This window comes from Haliscomenobacter sp. (assembly GCF_041740695.1).
Lineage (GTDB): Bacteria > Bacteroidota > Bacteroidia > Chitinophagales > Saprospiraceae > Haliscomenobacter.
Window position 1 is genome coordinate 88379 of the sequence record NZ_JBGSLK010000006.1, and the last position, 17211, is coordinate 105589.

Here is a 17211-nt window from a genome sequence, read left to right on the forward strand (position 1 = left end):
GAGGTTGATGAAGGGGTGTTGTTCTAGTTCAATTTTTTGTTAGGCAGGAATTTCAACTTCCTGTTCCACCGACCAACTGTATACCAGGGATGCCTCACCAGTGGTAAATTCCTTGTACCGATCGATATCAGTTTGAATTTCAAATTCGTTTCCAAAGCGCTCAAATACACTCAAAAAACCCATATCTCGGTCTGGAATCTTGGCAAGGATTTGCCCTAATTTTTCTATGGCCGTTTTAGCAATCGAAATCCAAGGTACATTAGCTACTCCGGATAGGTTTTTTTCAATAATGTGGTCTACACCTGCATCTGTTTTTAATAAATCGCTTAGTTCAGCAAGTACAGCCCCAAAGCTACGAGCTGTTTGGCGAGAATGCCTCAGGTATACATGCGCATTGATTGCTCGACTAATGGGCATCTCCTGGCTGAATATAAACAAACCTTCAGAACCTGGACCACTATCAAATACATAAGAATTCTCCTGAGCAGGCGACAACTTCATGGTGTCATTTGGGATGATGCTGATAATCCTGCGATCTTGATCAATGGGATGATCAGCCACCACAATAAAATAAAGGTTCCACCTTTTCCTTTCGCGATGAATTCTAATTTCATCAAATTCTAATCTTACTCTGATAGGCATAGTTCAAGAATTTAGGGTTAAAAAATATTTTCTGTACCTCTTCTCTTGTGTATAAAATTTCTTTCGCCCACAAAAGATTGAGTTGCTAAATTTTGCTTATGTTTACTTTAGAAAGTAGTGAGCCACCTGTTGTTCAAATGTTGATTTCACTGCTTTCTATCCTTAAGTGACCAAAAGCATCAAAACGCAACATCTACTTGAAAAAAAATTGCTGATTTTTTTGGCCCGAAAAAAAATAAGACTCACCCTGTTGCATTTTCCCTATTTCGATCACTCTATGATGCAAGACGCTAATTCACTACTGTTACGCATTCGTGCAGGTGATGACCGGGCGATTGAGGAGGTATACCTGCTTTGTCGCCAGGGCTTCTGCCAAAACTTTGCGTACAAATGGAATCTTTCGACCGACCAAGTGCTTGAACTCTATCAGGAAAGCTTTTTGGTGTTGTTGGAAAGTATCCAGATCGGCAAAATTCAGGAAGTTCGCCAAGGCTGGTTGCCTTTGTTGAAAGGAATTGGGCGGAACCTGCTTTTGGTGCAAAATCGCCAAACGAAGCAATTGAAGTTTGAATCAGAAGAGCTGCTTCCCAACACCGCCGCAGAAAATGAGGCAAATGATGAAGAAGCATTTTTGCAAATCATTCAAGCGGAACTCGACAATTTGGGCGAAAAATGCCGGGAACTGATAGACTTGCGTGTGCTCAAAGATTTGTCGTACAAAGCGATATACAGCTGGCTAAACCCCAGTCAAAATACTCAAGACGAAAGTGCTCTGGCAACAGCAATAGGAGGAATAAGAGTGCAATACGGTCGGTGCATCGACCGTTTGCGGGAAAAAGTGTTTGATCGCGTAAAAAACACTGGGCTATGGAACTAAATGCTAAAGACATAACGTTGCTGGAGACTTATTGGAAGGCTGAGCTTGCGGAACAAGAACGTAACGCGCTGGAAGAACGACTCAATACAGATGTCGATTTCCGTGAGGCCGCAAATGAACTGCAACAACTACAAAAAGGACTGCGCGACATTCAACGACGCCAATGGAAAAATCAGTTGGCTCAGCTTGAACAAAAAGCGCCAGCCCTGGAACTGACAAAACCAGCCTGGTGGAAAAAATGGTGGATTTTATTGATCGGGGTTTCGTTGCTGATTGTACTGGCCATTTGGCTACTCAGCAAGGAGCGAAAACCCCAACTCAACGAAAACCAAGCCATCGCACAGGCCGCTTTTGACCATTTTCCTTACTACGGTGCCACCTTGGGGACTAGCCCCCAAGAGGCCATCCGCCTGTATGAAGAAGACCACGACTATGTAAAGGCCGAACAGGCCATGCAAACCCTTTTTCAGGAGACTCAGGACAGTACGTATTTGTTGTATGCCGCTATCGCAGCGGTGGGAAGCAATCAGGCAGAAAAGGCCATTCCGGTTTTGGAACAATTGGCGAAGTCTGCCCGGTTTGAAACGATTCGGGAAGATGTGGAGTGGTATTTGGCGCTGGGGTATTTGGGAGTGGGGGAGAAGAAACTTGCAATAGATATCCTACTACATTTGAGTACATTTCAACATCACAAGCATAGCCAGATTAGAAAGTTAATTGCACAACTAAAACTTAATTCACCTGATGAAAGAAAATCAAAAAAGAAGTAAGAGACCTAAAATGGTACCTTTTAGTAACCATATCAACAGATACTCTGTAGGCGAAGTGTCATTGGGAAATTTTGATAATTTACCAAACCATCCTCTTTTGAAACGTTGTATATTGAAGAAAGGGGCGAATTTGGTAAAAGAAGTTATTGCTATGGATATAAAAAATGTCAATATCCTTGAGATGCTAAATAACCCATCAACTGGAAAATACTTTTCAGATACCTCAATAATTATCCCAGAAGTATTTAAACTAGCAATAGAACCAATTATTGTTGGAACTTCTCCTGATAAAGAAGCGCTAGAAAGAATTAAACTTAACGCGTTATCTATACCAAGCGGTAAATTTGATTTAATTCATACTATCAATGAATCTAATGATGTAAATCACCCGTGTCAGAGGGCTTTGCCTAAAGGTATGAGTGCATTTTCTGAAGAAGCAAGTCCAGAAGAGAATAAGCAACACGGAGCAAAGGCCTGTGCATATTTGATGCACACATCGTTAGCTTCCTTTGAATCCGCTTATCTTTTGTTCTATATAGATGCTAGTGACCCAGATCTTTCAACTACTTTACGAACTATGCACCGTTCCGTTAATTCAGGTATGCGGCGTAGAAGGGCTAGAGGTGAAACAGCTAGGTGGTATCCTAGTCCAGGAAAATGGGGAAACGCATTTGCGATTCCATTGTTACTTTCAAGCAATACTGTTGTTTATCATATTGTCCCTGATAATGAAGACGGTAGAGCTTATCTTATTAACTGGTTTGACGAAGCTAAGGAGTGTGATTTGATCGCCATTGATTTTTCGCATGAATATATCGATAAATGGGCAGTTTACACCACAATGGATGCTAGATTGGTTAAAACAACAAAGTGAGAAGAAATTAATTTGTCAATACTATACCAGCCCAAGAGCTAGGAAAATTAAATTGATTAGCTGTAACAAATTCCTTTTTTGCTAACCATATAGCCTTCTCTAAAGGCCTTTTTTTTGCCAGATGATGGTACATCCGATCCAACAAACGATTGGTTGTACCATTGTCTACGCTCCATAGTGTCCCTACAATTGCGCCTACCCCAGCCTGCGTAAAAGACCGTGCTAAGGAAAAAGTACCTTCACCTCCCGTTTGCCCAAAATTGGACTGACAAGCGGCTAGTACCATCAAATCAATTTTGTCCAGAGACAACGCGCTACAATCAAAGCCATAGAGGTATCCCGAGCTTGGGTTGTCGCTTGGAAATTTAAACTTATTGTCCAATCGATTTTGTAGACTGCTCTCCGCGTGTACGGATAGCTGTACCAGCCCTTGCAGTTGAGGCAACTGCTGCAAAAATAAATCACGCTTACAATTTTTTGCTTCAAAAACCTGTAAGTCTTGCCCATACATTCTACGCAATGTCGATTTTAACTCCTGGGTTTGCAACACGTCCGAAGCCGCCCAAAAGGATGCCTGGCCTGAGCTGATTTTACTGAAATCCCGCCTTGATTTTTCAGCATACACTTTCCATGATGGGGTGTACACAATTGGGCCATTCCACAGAAAATAGGGGAGGGTTTTGAAGTTTAGATTTTCCGATGAAGTGATTGGTGTTTCTAGCAAAGCTTCGAAGGGCAATAAGTGTAAATATTGATCGGGAACGATAATAGTCGTTTTGGAATCGGTAATTACAGCTTTTAGAGGCTTGATTAGATGGTTGAATAAAGTATTCGCTAAAAGGAGATATTGTTGGTTTTGAATAGCGCTGGGAAAACCAGAAATACCCATTACCCCTAAAAAACGCTGAACAAAATGTGCTAAACTATCCGTGTTCGTTTTTACAAAGCAGGTTTTTTCCTTGCTGATGGCAATGGCATACACCTGCTGCTCACCCAAGACATAATGAATAACTTGTTGGTTGGAATGAATTTGCCTTTTGATCTGGGCGAGGGTGTGGCTGGGTTGTTCAATTTTTTTGTGATAAGCCAGGGTATCAACTCGCATATCAGCCAAAGCATCGGTCAATTTTTTTTCTACTTGGTTTAACTGCCGAAATAGCTCCTTATTATTGCGTTCCGATTGTTGACTCAAAACGAAGTACAACTTGTTCCACTCATTTTGTAAGCTGCGGAGAGCATTCCTTTTTGCTACTTGATCAGGATTTTGTTTGAGCATATCTCGGTACAACAAATGAGATTTGCTACGTTCGCTAAAACGCAAAGCTAAGTTTATGGATTTTTCATCTTTGGTAGCTAGATAATGTTCATAACAAGCTTCTAAGGCATTCTGATAGATTATGTCGGCGACCTCGTTTTGAAAACCGATTAGGGCATCTTCCTGGTTATTCAAGATACTGTTGAAAAAGTGAGCATCAAATAAAATGAAAAGATTCAGGGCTCTTTTTAAAGCTTGCTCTTGAGCTATTCCTTTGGAGATTTTGGCCAACTGGAGTTGAAAACCCGCCTGCCAACCACAGCCAATCCACGCTGCTACTTCATTCGTATCCATAGGGACTCCGACAATAGGCTGGTAAGTTGCACTTTGACGTTCGACTTGGTACAATTGGATGTTTTTTTGGCAATAATAAATGGCTTTAGGATAGTTTTTTAAACGTGCGTAGGTACGCATCAGGAAAAAATATGCTTCATCCAGATGGCGACGATGGTAAGGATTATTAGTATTTTTTCTTAAAAATTGCTCATATGAATGGATAACCGAGAAAGTGCCAGTTTTAGTTGAGTTACTTTCATGCGTCGAATCAGCATTATTTTGTATGTAATTATTGAACCCTATTAAACGATCAGGAAACCCAAATATATCTCGGCCTTGTGTTTTGATTAGGGTCTTTAATGCCTGGAGGTTTTGTTTAAAGGGCTGGTTGTATGATGCCCGTACACATAAAATACAAATATCTCGATAACATTCCTGAAGGCGAATACTTTTACTAGGGGTAATGAGTTGAACAGCTAAATGGAAACAACTGTCAGCCTTGTCATAATTACTGGCCCCGCGATTTATGGGATCTGCTAGTTTTTTTAAGGCATTCCCCATGGCCAATAAACATCGACCATGGAAAATGGGTAGTTTGAATGGTAAGTTTTGATAGAGGTACAAAGCTTGGGCAATTGCGCTTTGTGTTTTTTGATAGGCATGATCATTGATTGATTGTAAGGCCTTACCTAGATACACTTCCCAGGCAAATTTTTCTAAAGAAGGGTTATACTGATAAATCGCCTCTGCTTGCTCAATGTACTCATTCACCAGCACCTGTGTATGATCAATATCAAACAACACCAGCCCCATTTGTGTCAATCCCACCGCTACATAATAATGGTTGTTCGTGTACACTTTTTGCAACAAAGGGACCGCCTTTAAAAACTCCTCTTTTGCCTCAAACAACTCCAACTCCTGGTATTCAGCCATCCCTTTTACCAAATGATAGTGGGCTCTAACTGCCACGCTCCACTTTGTACTATCTGGAAATGCGTTACGGAATCGTTGAATCCAGGCAAGGCCCCTCTTGGTTTTTTCCAGGGAAAGGTTTAAAAAGGCGGCTTGTAGATAGGCGTATTTTTGCTCGGGAACTAGTAATTCAGATTTGTAAATCAGTTGCTCCACTTGCTGTAATGCCTGCGGAAATTCCAAGGCATACATCTTTTGTTCTACAACCTTAAAACGATCCGAGAAAAAACTACTGCGAAAAACATCCGGGATACTCGATGGCCGTTCCGAGCTGCATTGCAACAGAAACAATAAAATGCCTAAACCCAAGCTAAATCTTAAGTACGAAAACAACTGCATGTTTATATATTATCACCTTGATTTTGCAGCACTGCTACACAGCCAAGCATATTTATGAAGTAACTCTATTTTACGGATGTTCTGGTAATTAGGGAAGGAAGATTAATGCACTAGATTAAGTGTTAAATTTATTTCTGCAATATATTTTTAAATTGTGGTTCAGAGCTAGAATCTGCGCTTATTTTTTAATTGAAAAATGATACGGGCCTGTCAAAAGAGGATTTACTACATCTTGACAGGCCCGGTTGTCTCGTCCCACATCACCTCCCCACCAAAACCCTCTTCACCACCATCCCCCCGTCAAATCCAATCTTCAAAAAATAAACCCCAGCCCCCACTCCCTTAATCTCCGTCTGAATACCCCCCTTCATCACCCACTGCCTCGGCAATTTCACCACCAACTCCCCCAACGCATTAAAAATCTCAAGAGCCACCTCCATCCGTTCCGGCAAATCAAAAGCAACATTAATCACCCCATCCGTCGGATTGGGAGAAACGGTAATCCGCGCCGCCCAAGGATGCTCCTTACCAGAGCTCAACACCACCCTCGGAACGGTAATGATCGGACTTAGCCGCACACATTGGTTTTGATCCCTTACCTCCAATTGGTAATTGCCCGTGCTGGCCTGGACCAGATTTTGGGTGCTACTAAACAATTGCCCCTCTCGAAACCATTTATAGCCATAAGGAGGAGTGCCCCCATTTACCACCACCTCAATCCCCCCGCTGTTTTTTGAACTGGTATCCGCTTTGATGCTTTTAACGGCAATTTTAAGTGAATCGGGTTCTTGTAATACGGCAGAAAACTCCTGAGCGCAGCCTGATCCTGAATTCAGGGTAACCGTGTAAGGCCCCGCCTTGAGGTCGGTTCGGCGGCTGCCCGTCCCATTGTCGGACCAGCGATAGGTGAGGTTTTTGTACCCAAGTTCGTTGATTTGGATGTTTAAAATGCCATCACTTCCTCCCTTGCAAGAAACATTTTTTTCTACCGGATCGGCGGCCAGGGTAAATGCCGGATAGACGCTCAGTGTAATGGGTGTACGATTTTCGCTGATGCAACCCGCGCTGCTTTGCGCTTCCACATAATAGGTATACACCCCAGGCTGACTTACTCTGGGCAGAAATCGGATCGCGTCAACCGCGGGCAATAGTTCATTGTCGCTATTGTACCAATTGGTGCTTACTCCTGCTTGAGGAGCCACCGATAGCAGCGGGGCCAATTGACCAGTACACACCCCCACTTCTGATTTGACCGCAAGGGGCGCATTGGGCCGCGCCAATACAGTGATGGTTTGAGTCAATGGTTTTACTTCGCAAATGCTTTCATTTTTGGGTGTGATGCTAAGCACATAATCGCTTGTACCCGTTTTTAAATCATTCAACTCGATGGAAGCAGCCGTTGACCCATTGTTCCAGGAATATATGTAGTCGGACAAACTCCCGTTATTGACGCTGGCACTTAGGGTAATGGAGCTTCCGGGGCATAAAGTGGTGGATTCGCTAGCCACAATGCTGGCCACAAATGGCACACATTGTTTCTCTTGGAGGAGCACTTCGGCGCGGTATGTTGGACTGTCAGCCGATGTGAAAATCAATTTCACCGGATCGCGCGGTTTTCCACTGCTGTTTTTGGCGATGGATAGTTTAAGCTCAGTTGCTTCGGCTGGATAGATACCTTGGTAGTCAATAATCTTGATGTAATCCACCGCAGGTTCCACTTTGACCCTAAATCGAACATTGGTCTTCAATGCGATTGATTGGGTGACATTTTCATTGGGATTGACGATGAGCTGAGTGGTGCTGAGGGCAAAATGCCGGGGCCGAATGAAGCGAAAGGCCTGGATTAAACTTACCCCTCCAGGTTTGTATACGCCTTTGGCCGTGACCGCATTGCTGGGTAAAGGCGCGGCATATTCTGGCAGAATTTCTTGAATGTATTGTTGGTCTTTGTCGTTTGTTTCAAGGAAGATAAAGATGGAATCGCGGTCTCTGAAGCCACATTTTTGCGCATCGCCTAGGGAGTCCATTTTGAGCTCATCCATTTTTATGGTTTCCCCACTGGCATTGGGCTCCCAATACTTCTCAATGGCTCGGGCTTGGGGGCTCAATTGTTCGGAAAAAAGGTAGAACCGATCACTTGCCGTCAATTGATTGGCAGCTGCTTTTTTATTGATTTCCAGGCTGTGCCCTTTCCTTTTGCTTTGTACACAACTAGAATTGAGCGGATCGTAGGCCAGGAAAAAAGGAGGAGCGATGGCCGGTCGGGTATTGATGCTGATGCTGAATTCGCTATTTTCAGTAGCCAGGTCGTTTTTGTCCACAATCAAATAATACGTCCCTGGGCTGAGCGGAAAATCCTTAATTTCTCCACTTCCTCCACCGATCGCGGTTTGGGTATAATCGAGGCACCCTTTTCCACAAGTGTAGCCATAGAGGAATAGCCCCATCGCCGCATTGGAACTCAGGGATATATTGGCTAAAACATTGGAAGGTACCGTGAATTGGAATGCTACATCCTCGCCCTGATAGGTACGCGCACCGCTGTAACAGTTGTACCCAGTGAAACCACTGCTGCCGATGCTGAAATCGTTTTTCTTTCCGCTGACGGTACGGGTAATGTTTGTATTCAACGGAATGGACTCGGGGTTGGATTCGCAAACACCCTTGGGCGTGATGCTAAAGGTATAAGGCGTGTTTTGGGTATCCAGGATGACGACATAATAAAAACCTGCGGCACTTGGGCCTAAATCCAGGCTGCCATTCTCGGTAAAACCCAGGCAACTTGTTTTTGCCGTGGAATCACAGCGCAGGATAAAACCACGAATGGTTTGAGTGCCATTGCTAGCGTTCAAAGTCAATACGATTGGGCTTTGTGCTGCTTCATTGTTGAACAAAAAAACATCAGCATACAATCTTTTCCCTCCAGCTGAAAAATTGCCAAATGCGTCTTTCACACATTGATCCTCATACAGTAAGATTGGAGCAACTTCTGAACGCGACAACTCATTGGAAAAAGTAGTCCCTCGGGAGATAAAAGCCCCACCGTAATCACAAATATTGGTACAAGCCTGGGTAAATTGAATATCCAGCGAAAATTTATAGGCATCGACACCTAAAAACTGATCCACCACGGCGTAATAAGTGCCGGGATTGAGAAAAACGGTAAGCGTTTTTGTGCCACTGCCTCGGGTCGAACTTGCTGCAACGGCATCTAGTTTGTCGCAACTTTTGAGTACAAAAAGGCTCAGGTCTTTTGGCCTGAGCTCATCCGGCTGACTCACTTTTAACGTGACATTCTGAGGTTCAAAGACTTCAAAGGAATAAATTTTCTCAGGCCCCGCGTGTCCAGGGTAATATTTTTCGGGGGCATTTTCTTGCCGAACCCGGTAAAGACTCACTTTGCTGCGGTCTTTGGCCGCAATGCTGGTGGTTCCAAGCAGCGGAGCCTGACAATTCAATGCAGCCAAACCAGTACAAGGCAAGTCTGCGCAGGAAACATCGATGGAAAATTCCCCCGAGGTATAAAACTCTTGAGAATCAACAATCAGGTAATAGGTGCCGCCACTAAGCTGGTTGCTGAATAAATATTTACTGCCCTTGATCGCCGAAGCAGTGGCTTGCGCCAGGCAGGTAATCTCATAACAGGTTTCATCCACCTGCACCAGAAACAAATCAAACTCTTTTTTACTGCTGGTGTCTACATGCAAACCCACCTGGATGTTGGAATTGGAACCGGGATCAATTTGATAAATCTTTTCTCGCCCCGAATAGACTTTATTCAGGCAGCCGGGGTATTCGTCAATCAGGTTGAGGGTGTTGTCCAGGTTTTCTTTGGCTCTGTATTCTCCACAGATGATGGAGGAGATGGAGCGCTGACAAATGTTGTCTACACAAGTAAGCTTGAGTCGATAACTCCCGATAGCCTCGGCCAATTTTGCATCCACCACAATGTAGTAAGTGCCTGCTTCCAAGGATTGTACAAGCTGTTCTTTTCGGGTATTTGAGGTACTGTACGCCAAACAGGCATCTGCACTCAAAACGCAGGAACCCAGCAAAAACAAGTCCAGATCGACTCCAGCCTCGGCAATTTGTAGGGAAATGAAGATGTTCCGTGGCTGAATCAAAGTGAATTTGTAGACCCGCTCTCTGCCCAAAAAAGAACCCCCTTCACTACACTGATAATTGCTGCTGAGGCTGGTTTCAAAATCGGTACTGTCCCGGTAGGTGATGTCACATGCAATGGTTCTCGCTTTGGTGCAAATAGAGATTTGTTGACCATGGAGGGAGTAAACAGCAACAAAACAGCTAAAGATCGCAAGTAAGTGTAGTCTCATGGTATGATGGTGTTTTGTTAGTAGACCTGATTAAAAAACGCGCTTTGGGGGGATTTGTGTTGGAGAGGTGGGAGGATTTTTTGTTTTTAAAACTAAAATCGGCTCCGTTTCACCATTGAAACAGAGCCGATTTTAATGTAAACCTATTTTAGGACATGATTTTAGGACGAGCCAAATTCTAAAACCTCACTTTCGCCCCAATCATCACATTCCTTCCCGCCATCGGATACAATCCCTGATCCACCGCACCTTGCCCGGCATAAATGTACCGATACGACCAGGCGTTGGAGGAATACATCGCATCAAACAAGTTATTCACCCACAAACTTAGCTCCAGCTGCCGCAAAAACTGCCCTTTGTGCTGGTAGACAACCCGCAAATCGCTAAATGAATAAGCCTTCAGGGTATTGCTTACATCGCCGGAATTATCGATGAACTGCTGCCCAACGTAGCGCGTGAGCAAAGACAAAGTTAAACTTTGTTTATCCGCCCAGCTACCCCGCTGGAACGGCGAAAAAGCAAGTTCCGCGCCTGCGATCAAATTGGGCGATAGCGCCAAATCCGCCTGCTCGCGTACAAACTGCTGTTGGCCCAACCAGTTAAAATCAGCATCGTAGTCGTCGAGGTATTCGGTGAAGCTTACAATTTTGTTGCGGCTGAAAGCAGCGTTACCCTGGACGCGCAGCATTGGATTCAATTGATAGCCGCCACTCAATTCAAGCCCCAAGCGGTAACTTTTGGGAACGTTGATTTTGATTGGAGATCCCACGTCATTGATTTGCCCGGTTACTGCCAGTTGATCGCGGTAATACATGTGGAAGAGGGCCAGCTCCAGTACCCCTTTTTTGCCTGCGTATTTGTAGCCCAATTCGGTGTCGTACAAACGCTCAGGCTCCGGGAAGTTGGACAAGGCACTCAGGTAATCGTCCCGGTTAGGCTCCCGATTGGCTACCGCAAAGGAAGTATACCAAGTGCTATGGCTGTTGGGCAGGTAACTAAAGCCAAATTTAGGATTGAAAAAGCCCAGCTGATCCTCCAGGCTGATGTCGCGTTTTTGGCGGTCGTTGCCCTCCAATGTATAGTTGATGGAGCGCACTTGCAGGTCGGCGTAGGCATACAAGCTGCGCGCCAATTGGTAATTGAGCTTGGCGTATACGTTGAAGTCTTTTTTCAAAGAAGTGCTTTGATAAAATTTGTCCCCCAACACATAATCGCCAGAATACTGCAACCAGGGCAGTTTGCCGTAGTGCCGCCCATCGTAGATGTTGTAGCCGCCGCCGATGCTGAAGTCAACTTTACCCTTATTGTAGCTTAGCGCGTACACGCCGCCGTAGAAGTCGTTGTCGAGCCAGAGTTGGCGCACCAAATCGGTCGTTCTGATGGAGTCATTGGGGGCTTGGATGTTGTAGTCGGCGAAGGATTCCCCGGCCTTGTACTGCTCATAAAAGCCCAGCCCACGGGTGTAGTGTAGGGCCAAATTCAGATTCCAGGCCGGAGCGATGGCCCGGTTAAAAATGAGCTGGTAATGCGTTTGGCGGTAGTTGTCCACCTCGTTGTTGTAGGGCTCGCCGGGTTTTTCGGTACCTGCCGAGTTGTAGGTGCGGGTTTCCCGGTCATTGATCAAGTTGGCCGGCACCCCATTCCAGGCCTGGTAGGTGATTTCATGACCCGAAAATACATTCAGACGCAAGAGTTGCTTTTTGCCCGTCCAGGCTGCTGACACGAAGTAGGAGCTCAGATCAGAACGCGCCCGATCGATGTAACCATCGGAACTGATTTTGGACAAACGCCCATCCACACTGAAGCCACTTTTAAGCAAACCCGTCCCAAACTGCACGTTGCTGCGCAAGGTATTGAAGGAACCCACTGTACCGTTCAACTCAGCATAGGCATCCTGATAGACCTTAGCCGTATTGAGGTTGATGCTGGCCCCAAATGCTGCTGCGCCATTGGTAGACGTACCTACCCCACGCTGGATTTGCACATCATTGGTGGAACTGGCAAAATCCGGCATGTTGACCCAAAAAGTCCCCTGCGATTCGGCGTCATTCAGGGGAATCCCGTTGATGGTCACGTTGATGCGGGTAGCATCAGTGCCCCGGATGCGGATGCCCGTGTAGCCAATGCCAGTGCCCGCATCGGAAGTAACCACGGCTGAAGGAGTCCATTGCAGGATAAAAGGCACATCCTGACCCTGGTTGTTTTTGCCAATTTGTTCGGCATTCAAGTTGCTGTAAGTCATGGGGGTTTTGCGGTCAGAGCGGGTACTTTTGACCACTAATGCATCCATGGAGTAGGTTTTTTCGCTCAGCACAAAATTCAACTCGTGGGTGCTGTTTAGCTCTACGGTTTCCACCAAATCCTGATAGCCAACGTAACTGATCACCAGTTGATAAGTCCCGGCAGATAAATTGGGCAAACTAAATCCGCCAAAACGATCACTGGTGGTGCCTCTTTTCAGGCCTTCCAACCAGACATTGGCTCCGGCCAAACCCTGGCCAGTAGCGTCCGTAATTTTGCCGCGCAAACTCACTTGCGCCCAGGCGCTGCTGCTCAACAGAAAGAGCAATGCGAGCATCAAAAAATTGGATTTCATGAAAAAATGTTGAAGAAGGTTGAGTGAGGTTGAGGAAGGTTGAGAAAGTTGAGGCTGCAGCAGCGACCCGGTCACTGAGCGTAGCCGAAGTGCAAGGATTGCTGCGGCAGCCTCAACTTTCTCAACCTTCTCAACTTTCTCAACCTTACATTGAAAAAGACACCATCAAGGGGTTCGACGGTGTAATACCTTCGTGCACCTGGGACTTGCGGTAAAGCAAGTTTGTCGAAGGTGCTCATTTTCCTCTCCAGAATTACCTGGCAGGTTCAATGGGTATGATCTCAGCCCGTTCGGTTGGGCACCCCAAATGAGAACAAAAATGGGTGTGGGTGTGAAGTGTGATCGTGTGGGTGTGTTGGCCTTTCATCGCTCAAGGTTATCTGCCAACCCATGGATTTATCCATGGGAGGCCACCTACCGCTCCACCCCACAGATTTATCTGTGGGAAGTGGGAGGAGAGCTGGGAGCCAGCGACCGGACGCAAAGCTAAAACTTTCCTCTTAACCTGCAAATCCTAAAAACCGATCTACACTAAAAACCGCCAGCGCCAGCCGTTGTTCGAACTCCAAACCACTTATTTCAAAAAAATTGGCATTCATATCCTGCAGTGCCTTCAAATAGCGCTGGTACAAATCCTCCCGATCATCCCGATTTTCCCGCAGTGGATCCGCTTCCCAGGGCAAATCAGGTTTGCACAGCAAGAATAAATCGTAAGGATGCAAGTGCAACTGCCGCTCAATCCAGGGGTGGCATTCCTGAAAGCGCACCTCCGACCAAATTTTGATCACCAACAAATCCGTATCACAAATCAACAACCGTTTGGCATCGCGGGCGTAGGCGAGCTCCCAGCTGTACTGGCCTTTGGCAATTTCGAGCAGGTCGGCTTCATCGTACCCAGGGCCATGCTTTTCGAGGTAAAGACGCGAAAATTCAGGCACATAGGCCGTTTTGTAATGGACAGCGAGTGCTTTGGCCAAGGTAGTTTTGCCAGCAGATTCAGGACCGGTGATGCCTATTTTTAACATTGATTTTGATTGTGAAAGACCAAGTTAAGAAGAAAAATTGAGGAAGGTTGAGGGAAGTTGAGGAAGGTTTAGGCTACCGCAGTGGCTTAGACAAGGACATTGTCAAAATCGCTGCGGTAGCCTAAACCTTCCTAAACCTTATCAACTTCCCTCAACTATTTCCCCATTTTAATCGTTTTGATCGTACATTTCCAAAAAAAAATCACGACTGTGCAAGACATCGAACCATACTACCGCTGGCGGGATGACTACGTGGCTGCTGAAGACGTTAACTCGCCCTTTTACGGACGCGAGTATAGCGAGCTTTATTACACCAATAAAATTTACAACTATTACATTCATCCTCAATGGGACAACATTGGCTCTCTAACCCTGTACCTAAAAGTATTGTACGCTGATTACGATGAGGGGTACGCCATCATCGAAATGATCGGCGAATGGAACGACTGTCTCTATGACGACAGCATTTACCTCAAACGTGAACTGGTGGATTTCATGATCGAAAAAGGCATTTACCGCTACATTTTGATCTGCGAAAACGTGCTCAATTACCACAGTGGCGACAACGACTACTACGAAGAATGGTACGAAGACATCAAGGACGAAGATGGCTGGATCGTGATCATCAACTCGCTCAAGCACGTTTATGAAGAAATGAAAGACAACAAACTCCAATATTACCTTAACTTTGGCCCCGAATTCAACAACATCAACTGGCGGCCCTTCAAGCCCAGCGACATTTACCATATCCTGGATAAATTGGTCAACGGACGGATCAAGCAGCTGCCCCAGGGATGGGATCTTTTAGAATAGTTACGTTTACTAAACTTTAAAAGTTTAGTAAACGTAACTACCTATCATTCGCATTAGAAGTAAGCATATGCACCGTTCTGGTTTTATCAATATCATCGGCCATCCCAATGTGGGCAAATCCACGTTGATGAACGCACTGGTGGGCGAACGAATGTCCATCATCACCAACAAACCTCAAACGACCCGCCATCGGATCATCGGGATTCTGAGTGGCGAGGACTTCCAAATGGTGCTTTCCGACACTCCCGGAGTAGTCGAAAAACCGGCCTACAAGATGCACCAGGCCATGAATTCCTTCGTACAGTCCACTTTCGAGGATGCTGACCTCATGCTCCTGGTAACCGACGTGCTGGAAGAATACAAGGCGGGCGATCAACTCCTGGAACAATTGCGTCGCCAAATCAGCATTCCCATGTTTGTGGTTTTGAACAAAATTGACCTGGTAGACGAGGAGAAATTGGAGCAGTTGAAAACATTTTGGGCCGAACAATTGCCCGACGCCCAGGTGATCCCCATTTCAGCATTGAAAAAAATCAGCACCGACTTGTTGCTGAACACTTTAAAAGAAAGCCTCCCCGAAGGCCCGGAATACTACCCCAAAGACCAATTGACCGACCGACCCGAGCGCTTTTTTATGAGCGAGATCATCCGGGAAAAAATCATGACGTTGTACCATCAGGAAATTCCTTACGCAACGCAGGTGATCATCGAGGAGTTTAAAGAAGACCAAACGGTTGGTGGCAAAGCAATAGCCCGTATTTCTGCCACCATCTTTGTGGAGCGCGATACGCAAAAATCCATCTTGATTGGCAAAAATGGAGTGTCAATCAAACAACTGGGCACGGATGCCCGCCTGGACATGGAAAAGTTTTTGGAAAAAAAGGTTTTCCTGGAGCTCTTCGTCAAAGTGAAAGACAACTGGCGGAACGATGATTTTTTGCTCAAGCAGTTTGGCTACAAGTAAAAACCTTTGAGAATCAAACTAAACTGTTTCAGCCGCGACAAGTCAAAGAGAAACAAAGCAAACAACATTACCGTTAAATGGGGGATGAAAATTCAATTCCTTATTAAAATTGCAGCATTATGTACAAGTCGATTATTATTGCCCTAAGCTTCCTTGCTTTTGCATGTTCCAAACCCAACGTTGCCGATGATGCCATAATTCCAGTTGATACGGATCAGGTACTAGCTACTGGTTCTTTCATAAATTCTAGCCAGCATACTGCTTCCGGCACCGCGAAATTGATTAAAGACAAGGACGGTAAGCGGTTCCTGTTGTTGGAAAATCTTAAAGCTGATAGTGGTCCTGACCTTCGGATTTACCTTGCTACCTCGCTCAAGGCTGACGATTTCACCGAAATTTCAAGCAAATTGTCATTGGGCAATGTACGGATCGCTGTTCCAGATAATGTCGATATTAAATCTCAAAAGTTTGTTTTGATCTGGTGCAAAGCGTTTTCGGTGCTGTTTGGGTCGGCGGAGTTGAAGTGACAGTGGTAAGCTGTGAGCCATCAACTATGAGCAATTGGCTTACAACATCAAGCCCAGTAAACGTAAGTTTGGCCTGAACCAAACTTACGTTTACTGGGCTTGATGTTGTAAGCAACCATAAAAACAAAAATAATATGGGGACATACCAAAAAACAAGCATTGCTTTTTTATTCCTTGTCTTGTTCACATTTGGTTGTGATAAAAATGATGACAATCCTGTAAATCCAACTTCTAATATTACCTATTCGGAATCGCCTTTTGACTTGCAAGGTGTAAATGCAAAATTTGCAAAAGACATTGCCTATGACAACAAAGAAAGGACGCAGTTCGATATATGGCTACCCAATTCTAACACACCCACCGGGTTAGTTATATATGTACATGGTGGGGGATTTACGAGTGGCGATAAGAATTTTGTGTATTCTGTTCAGTCGGGCGGTGCTTGGGATTTCCCCTCGGACATTAGGTTTTTACTTCAAAACAATATTGCTTTTGCAACTATTCGTTACACACTGTTAAGCACGACAGGAGAAACAGAGGGGATTAAAAAACCGATGTCTGATGTAAAAAGAGCTTTACAATACATCAGGTATCGAGCAAGCGATTTTAAGATTGACAAAAATAAAATTATTTTGGCAGGTAATTCAGCAGGTGCAGGCACTTCTCTTTGGATTGCGTTTAATAATGACTTTGCGAATGCTGCAAGCAGCGACCCTGTTTTAAGAGAATCCAGCAGAGTAAAAGGAGTAGTAGCAAGAGAAACCCAAGCAAGTTACAACATTGAAGACCGATGGGTAAATGATGTTTTTCCTGATTATAGCTTAACTTGGTCGACAATTTTGGCTAATGAAACAGGTAATATTCAAAAAATTTATGGGGTTTCCTCT

General features: G+C 44.9%; 12 protein-coding genes and 1 riboswitch. Of the genes, 7 read left to right on the forward strand and 5 right to left on the reverse strand.

What is annotated here, in order from left to right; genetic code table 11:
- Positions 1-39: 39 nt before the first annotated feature.
- Positions 40-642 (reverse strand): hypothetical protein, encoded by a 603-nt coding sequence (locus ACEW9O_RS01145; protein WP_373548277.1) that lies wholly within the window; start codon positions 640-642, stop codon positions 40-42.
- Positions 643-919: 277 nt separating this feature from the next.
- Between ACEW9O_RS01145 and ACEW9O_RS01150 the strand changes: the two genes are divergently transcribed.
- From ACEW9O_RS01150 to ACEW9O_RS01160, 3 genes are read left to right on the forward strand one after another with little or no spacing between them, the layout of a single operon-like run.
- Positions 920-1519, forward strand: a complete 600-nt coding sequence (locus tag ACEW9O_RS01150) for an RNA polymerase sigma factor (RefSeq protein WP_373548278.1) — start codon at positions 920-922, stop codon at positions 1517-1519.
- Positions 1510-2289, forward strand: a complete 780-nt coding sequence (locus tag ACEW9O_RS01155) for a hypothetical protein (protein ID WP_373548279.1) — start codon at positions 1510-1512, stop codon at positions 2287-2289. The genes ACEW9O_RS01150 and ACEW9O_RS01155 overlap by 10 nt, the downstream gene beginning before the upstream one ends.
- A complete protein-coding gene (locus tag ACEW9O_RS01160; protein ID WP_373548280.1) occupies positions 2264-3163 on the forward strand; it encodes a hypothetical protein in 900 nt (299 codons plus the stop codon). Before ACEW9O_RS01155 ends, ACEW9O_RS01160 begins: the two co-directional genes overlap by 26 nt.
- 7 nt (positions 3164-3170) lie before the next feature.
- Here ACEW9O_RS01160 and ACEW9O_RS01165 read toward each other — a convergent pair whose 3' ends face one another.
- From ACEW9O_RS01165 to ACEW9O_RS01180, 4 genes are all read right to left on the reverse strand, one after another.
- A complete protein-coding gene (locus ACEW9O_RS01165) occupies positions 3171-6065 on the reverse strand; it encodes a CHAT domain-containing protein (RefSeq protein WP_373548281.1) in 2895 nt (964 codons plus the stop codon).
- A 260-nt stretch (positions 6066-6325) separates the two neighbouring features.
- A complete protein-coding gene (locus ACEW9O_RS01170; RefSeq protein WP_373548282.1) occupies positions 6326-10399 on the reverse strand; it encodes a T9SS type A sorting domain-containing protein in 4074 nt (1357 codons plus the stop codon).
- Positions 10400-10577: 178 nt separating this feature from the next.
- The gene (locus ACEW9O_RS01175; RefSeq protein ID WP_373548283.1) at positions 10578-12995 is read right to left on the reverse strand and encodes a TonB-dependent receptor; all 2418 of its coding nucleotides are present in this window, start codon (positions 12993-12995) and stop codon (positions 10578-10580) included.
- A gap of 223 nt (positions 12996-13218) precedes the next feature.
- Positions 13219-13311, reverse strand: a riboswitch (TPP riboswitch).
- A 184-nt stretch (positions 13312-13495) separates the two neighbouring features.
- Positions 13496-14020, reverse strand: coding sequence for an AAA family ATPase (locus ACEW9O_RS01180; RefSeq protein WP_373548284.1), 525 nt, complete (start codon positions 14018-14020; stop codon positions 13496-13498).
- A gap of 210 nt (positions 14021-14230) precedes the next feature.
- On the opposite strand from ACEW9O_RS01180, the gene ACEW9O_RS01185 reads away from it, so the two are divergent.
- The 4 genes from ACEW9O_RS01185 to ACEW9O_RS01200 form a co-directional block, all read left to right on the forward strand.
- Positions 14231-14833: a hypothetical protein gene (locus ACEW9O_RS01185; RefSeq protein ID WP_373548285.1), complete on the forward strand. Its 603-nt coding sequence runs from the start codon at positions 14231-14233 to the stop codon at positions 14831-14833.
- 67 nt (positions 14834-14900) lie between these two features.
- Positions 14901-15797, forward strand: coding sequence for a GTPase Era (gene era / locus ACEW9O_RS01190; RefSeq protein WP_373548286.1), 897 nt, complete (start codon positions 14901-14903; stop codon positions 15795-15797).
- A 119-nt stretch (positions 15798-15916) separates the two neighbouring features.
- Positions 15917-16324: a DM13 domain-containing protein gene (locus ACEW9O_RS01195; RefSeq protein WP_373548287.1), complete on the forward strand. Its 408-nt coding sequence runs from the start codon at positions 15917-15919 to the stop codon at positions 16322-16324.
- 134 nt (positions 16325-16458) lie between these two features.
- Positions 16459-17211, forward strand: a 753-nt coding sequence (locus tag ACEW9O_RS01200) for an alpha/beta hydrolase (protein WP_373548288.1), incomplete at its 3' end; no start/stop codon positions are given.

What these genes read in the sequence shown, in the direction of transcription:
- ACEW9O_RS01150 (WP_373548278.1), top strand. Translation starts at nt 920, where the DNA reads ATGATGCAAGACGCTAATTCACTACTGTTACGCATTCGTGCAGGTGAT.
- ACEW9O_RS01155 (WP_373548279.1), top strand. Translation starts at nt 1,510, where the DNA reads ATGGAACTAAATGCTAAAGACATAACGTTGCTGGAGACTTATTGGAAG.
- ACEW9O_RS01175 (WP_373548283.1), bottom strand. Translation starts at nt 12,995, where the DNA reads ATGAAATCCAATTTTTTGATGCTCGCATTGCTCTTTCTGTTGAGCAGC.
- ACEW9O_RS01170 (WP_373548282.1), bottom strand. Translation starts at nt 10,399, where the DNA reads ATGAGACTACACTTACTTGCGATCTTTAGCTGTTTTGTTGCTGTTTAC.
- ACEW9O_RS01145 (WP_373548277.1), bottom strand. Translation starts at nt 642, where the DNA reads ATGCCTATCAGAGTAAGATTAGAATTTGATGAAATTAGAATTCATCGC.
- ACEW9O_RS01165 (WP_373548281.1), bottom strand. Translation starts at nt 6,065, where the DNA reads ATGCAGTTGTTTTCGTACTTAAGATTTAGCTTGGGTTTAGGCATTTTA.
- ACEW9O_RS01195 (WP_373548287.1), top strand. Translation starts at nt 15,917, where the DNA reads ATGTACAAGTCGATTATTATTGCCCTAAGCTTCCTTGCTTTTGCATGT.
- ACEW9O_RS01160 (WP_373548280.1), top strand. Translation starts at nt 2,264, where the DNA reads ATGAAAGAAAATCAAAAAAGAAGTAAGAGACCTAAAATGGTACCTTTT.
- ACEW9O_RS01180 (WP_373548284.1), bottom strand. Translation starts at nt 14,020, where the DNA reads ATGTTAAAAATAGGCATCACCGGTCCTGAATCTGCTGGCAAAACTACC.
- era (WP_373548286.1), top strand. Translation starts at nt 14,901, where the DNA reads ATGCACCGTTCTGGTTTTATCAATATCATCGGCCATCCCAATGTGGGC.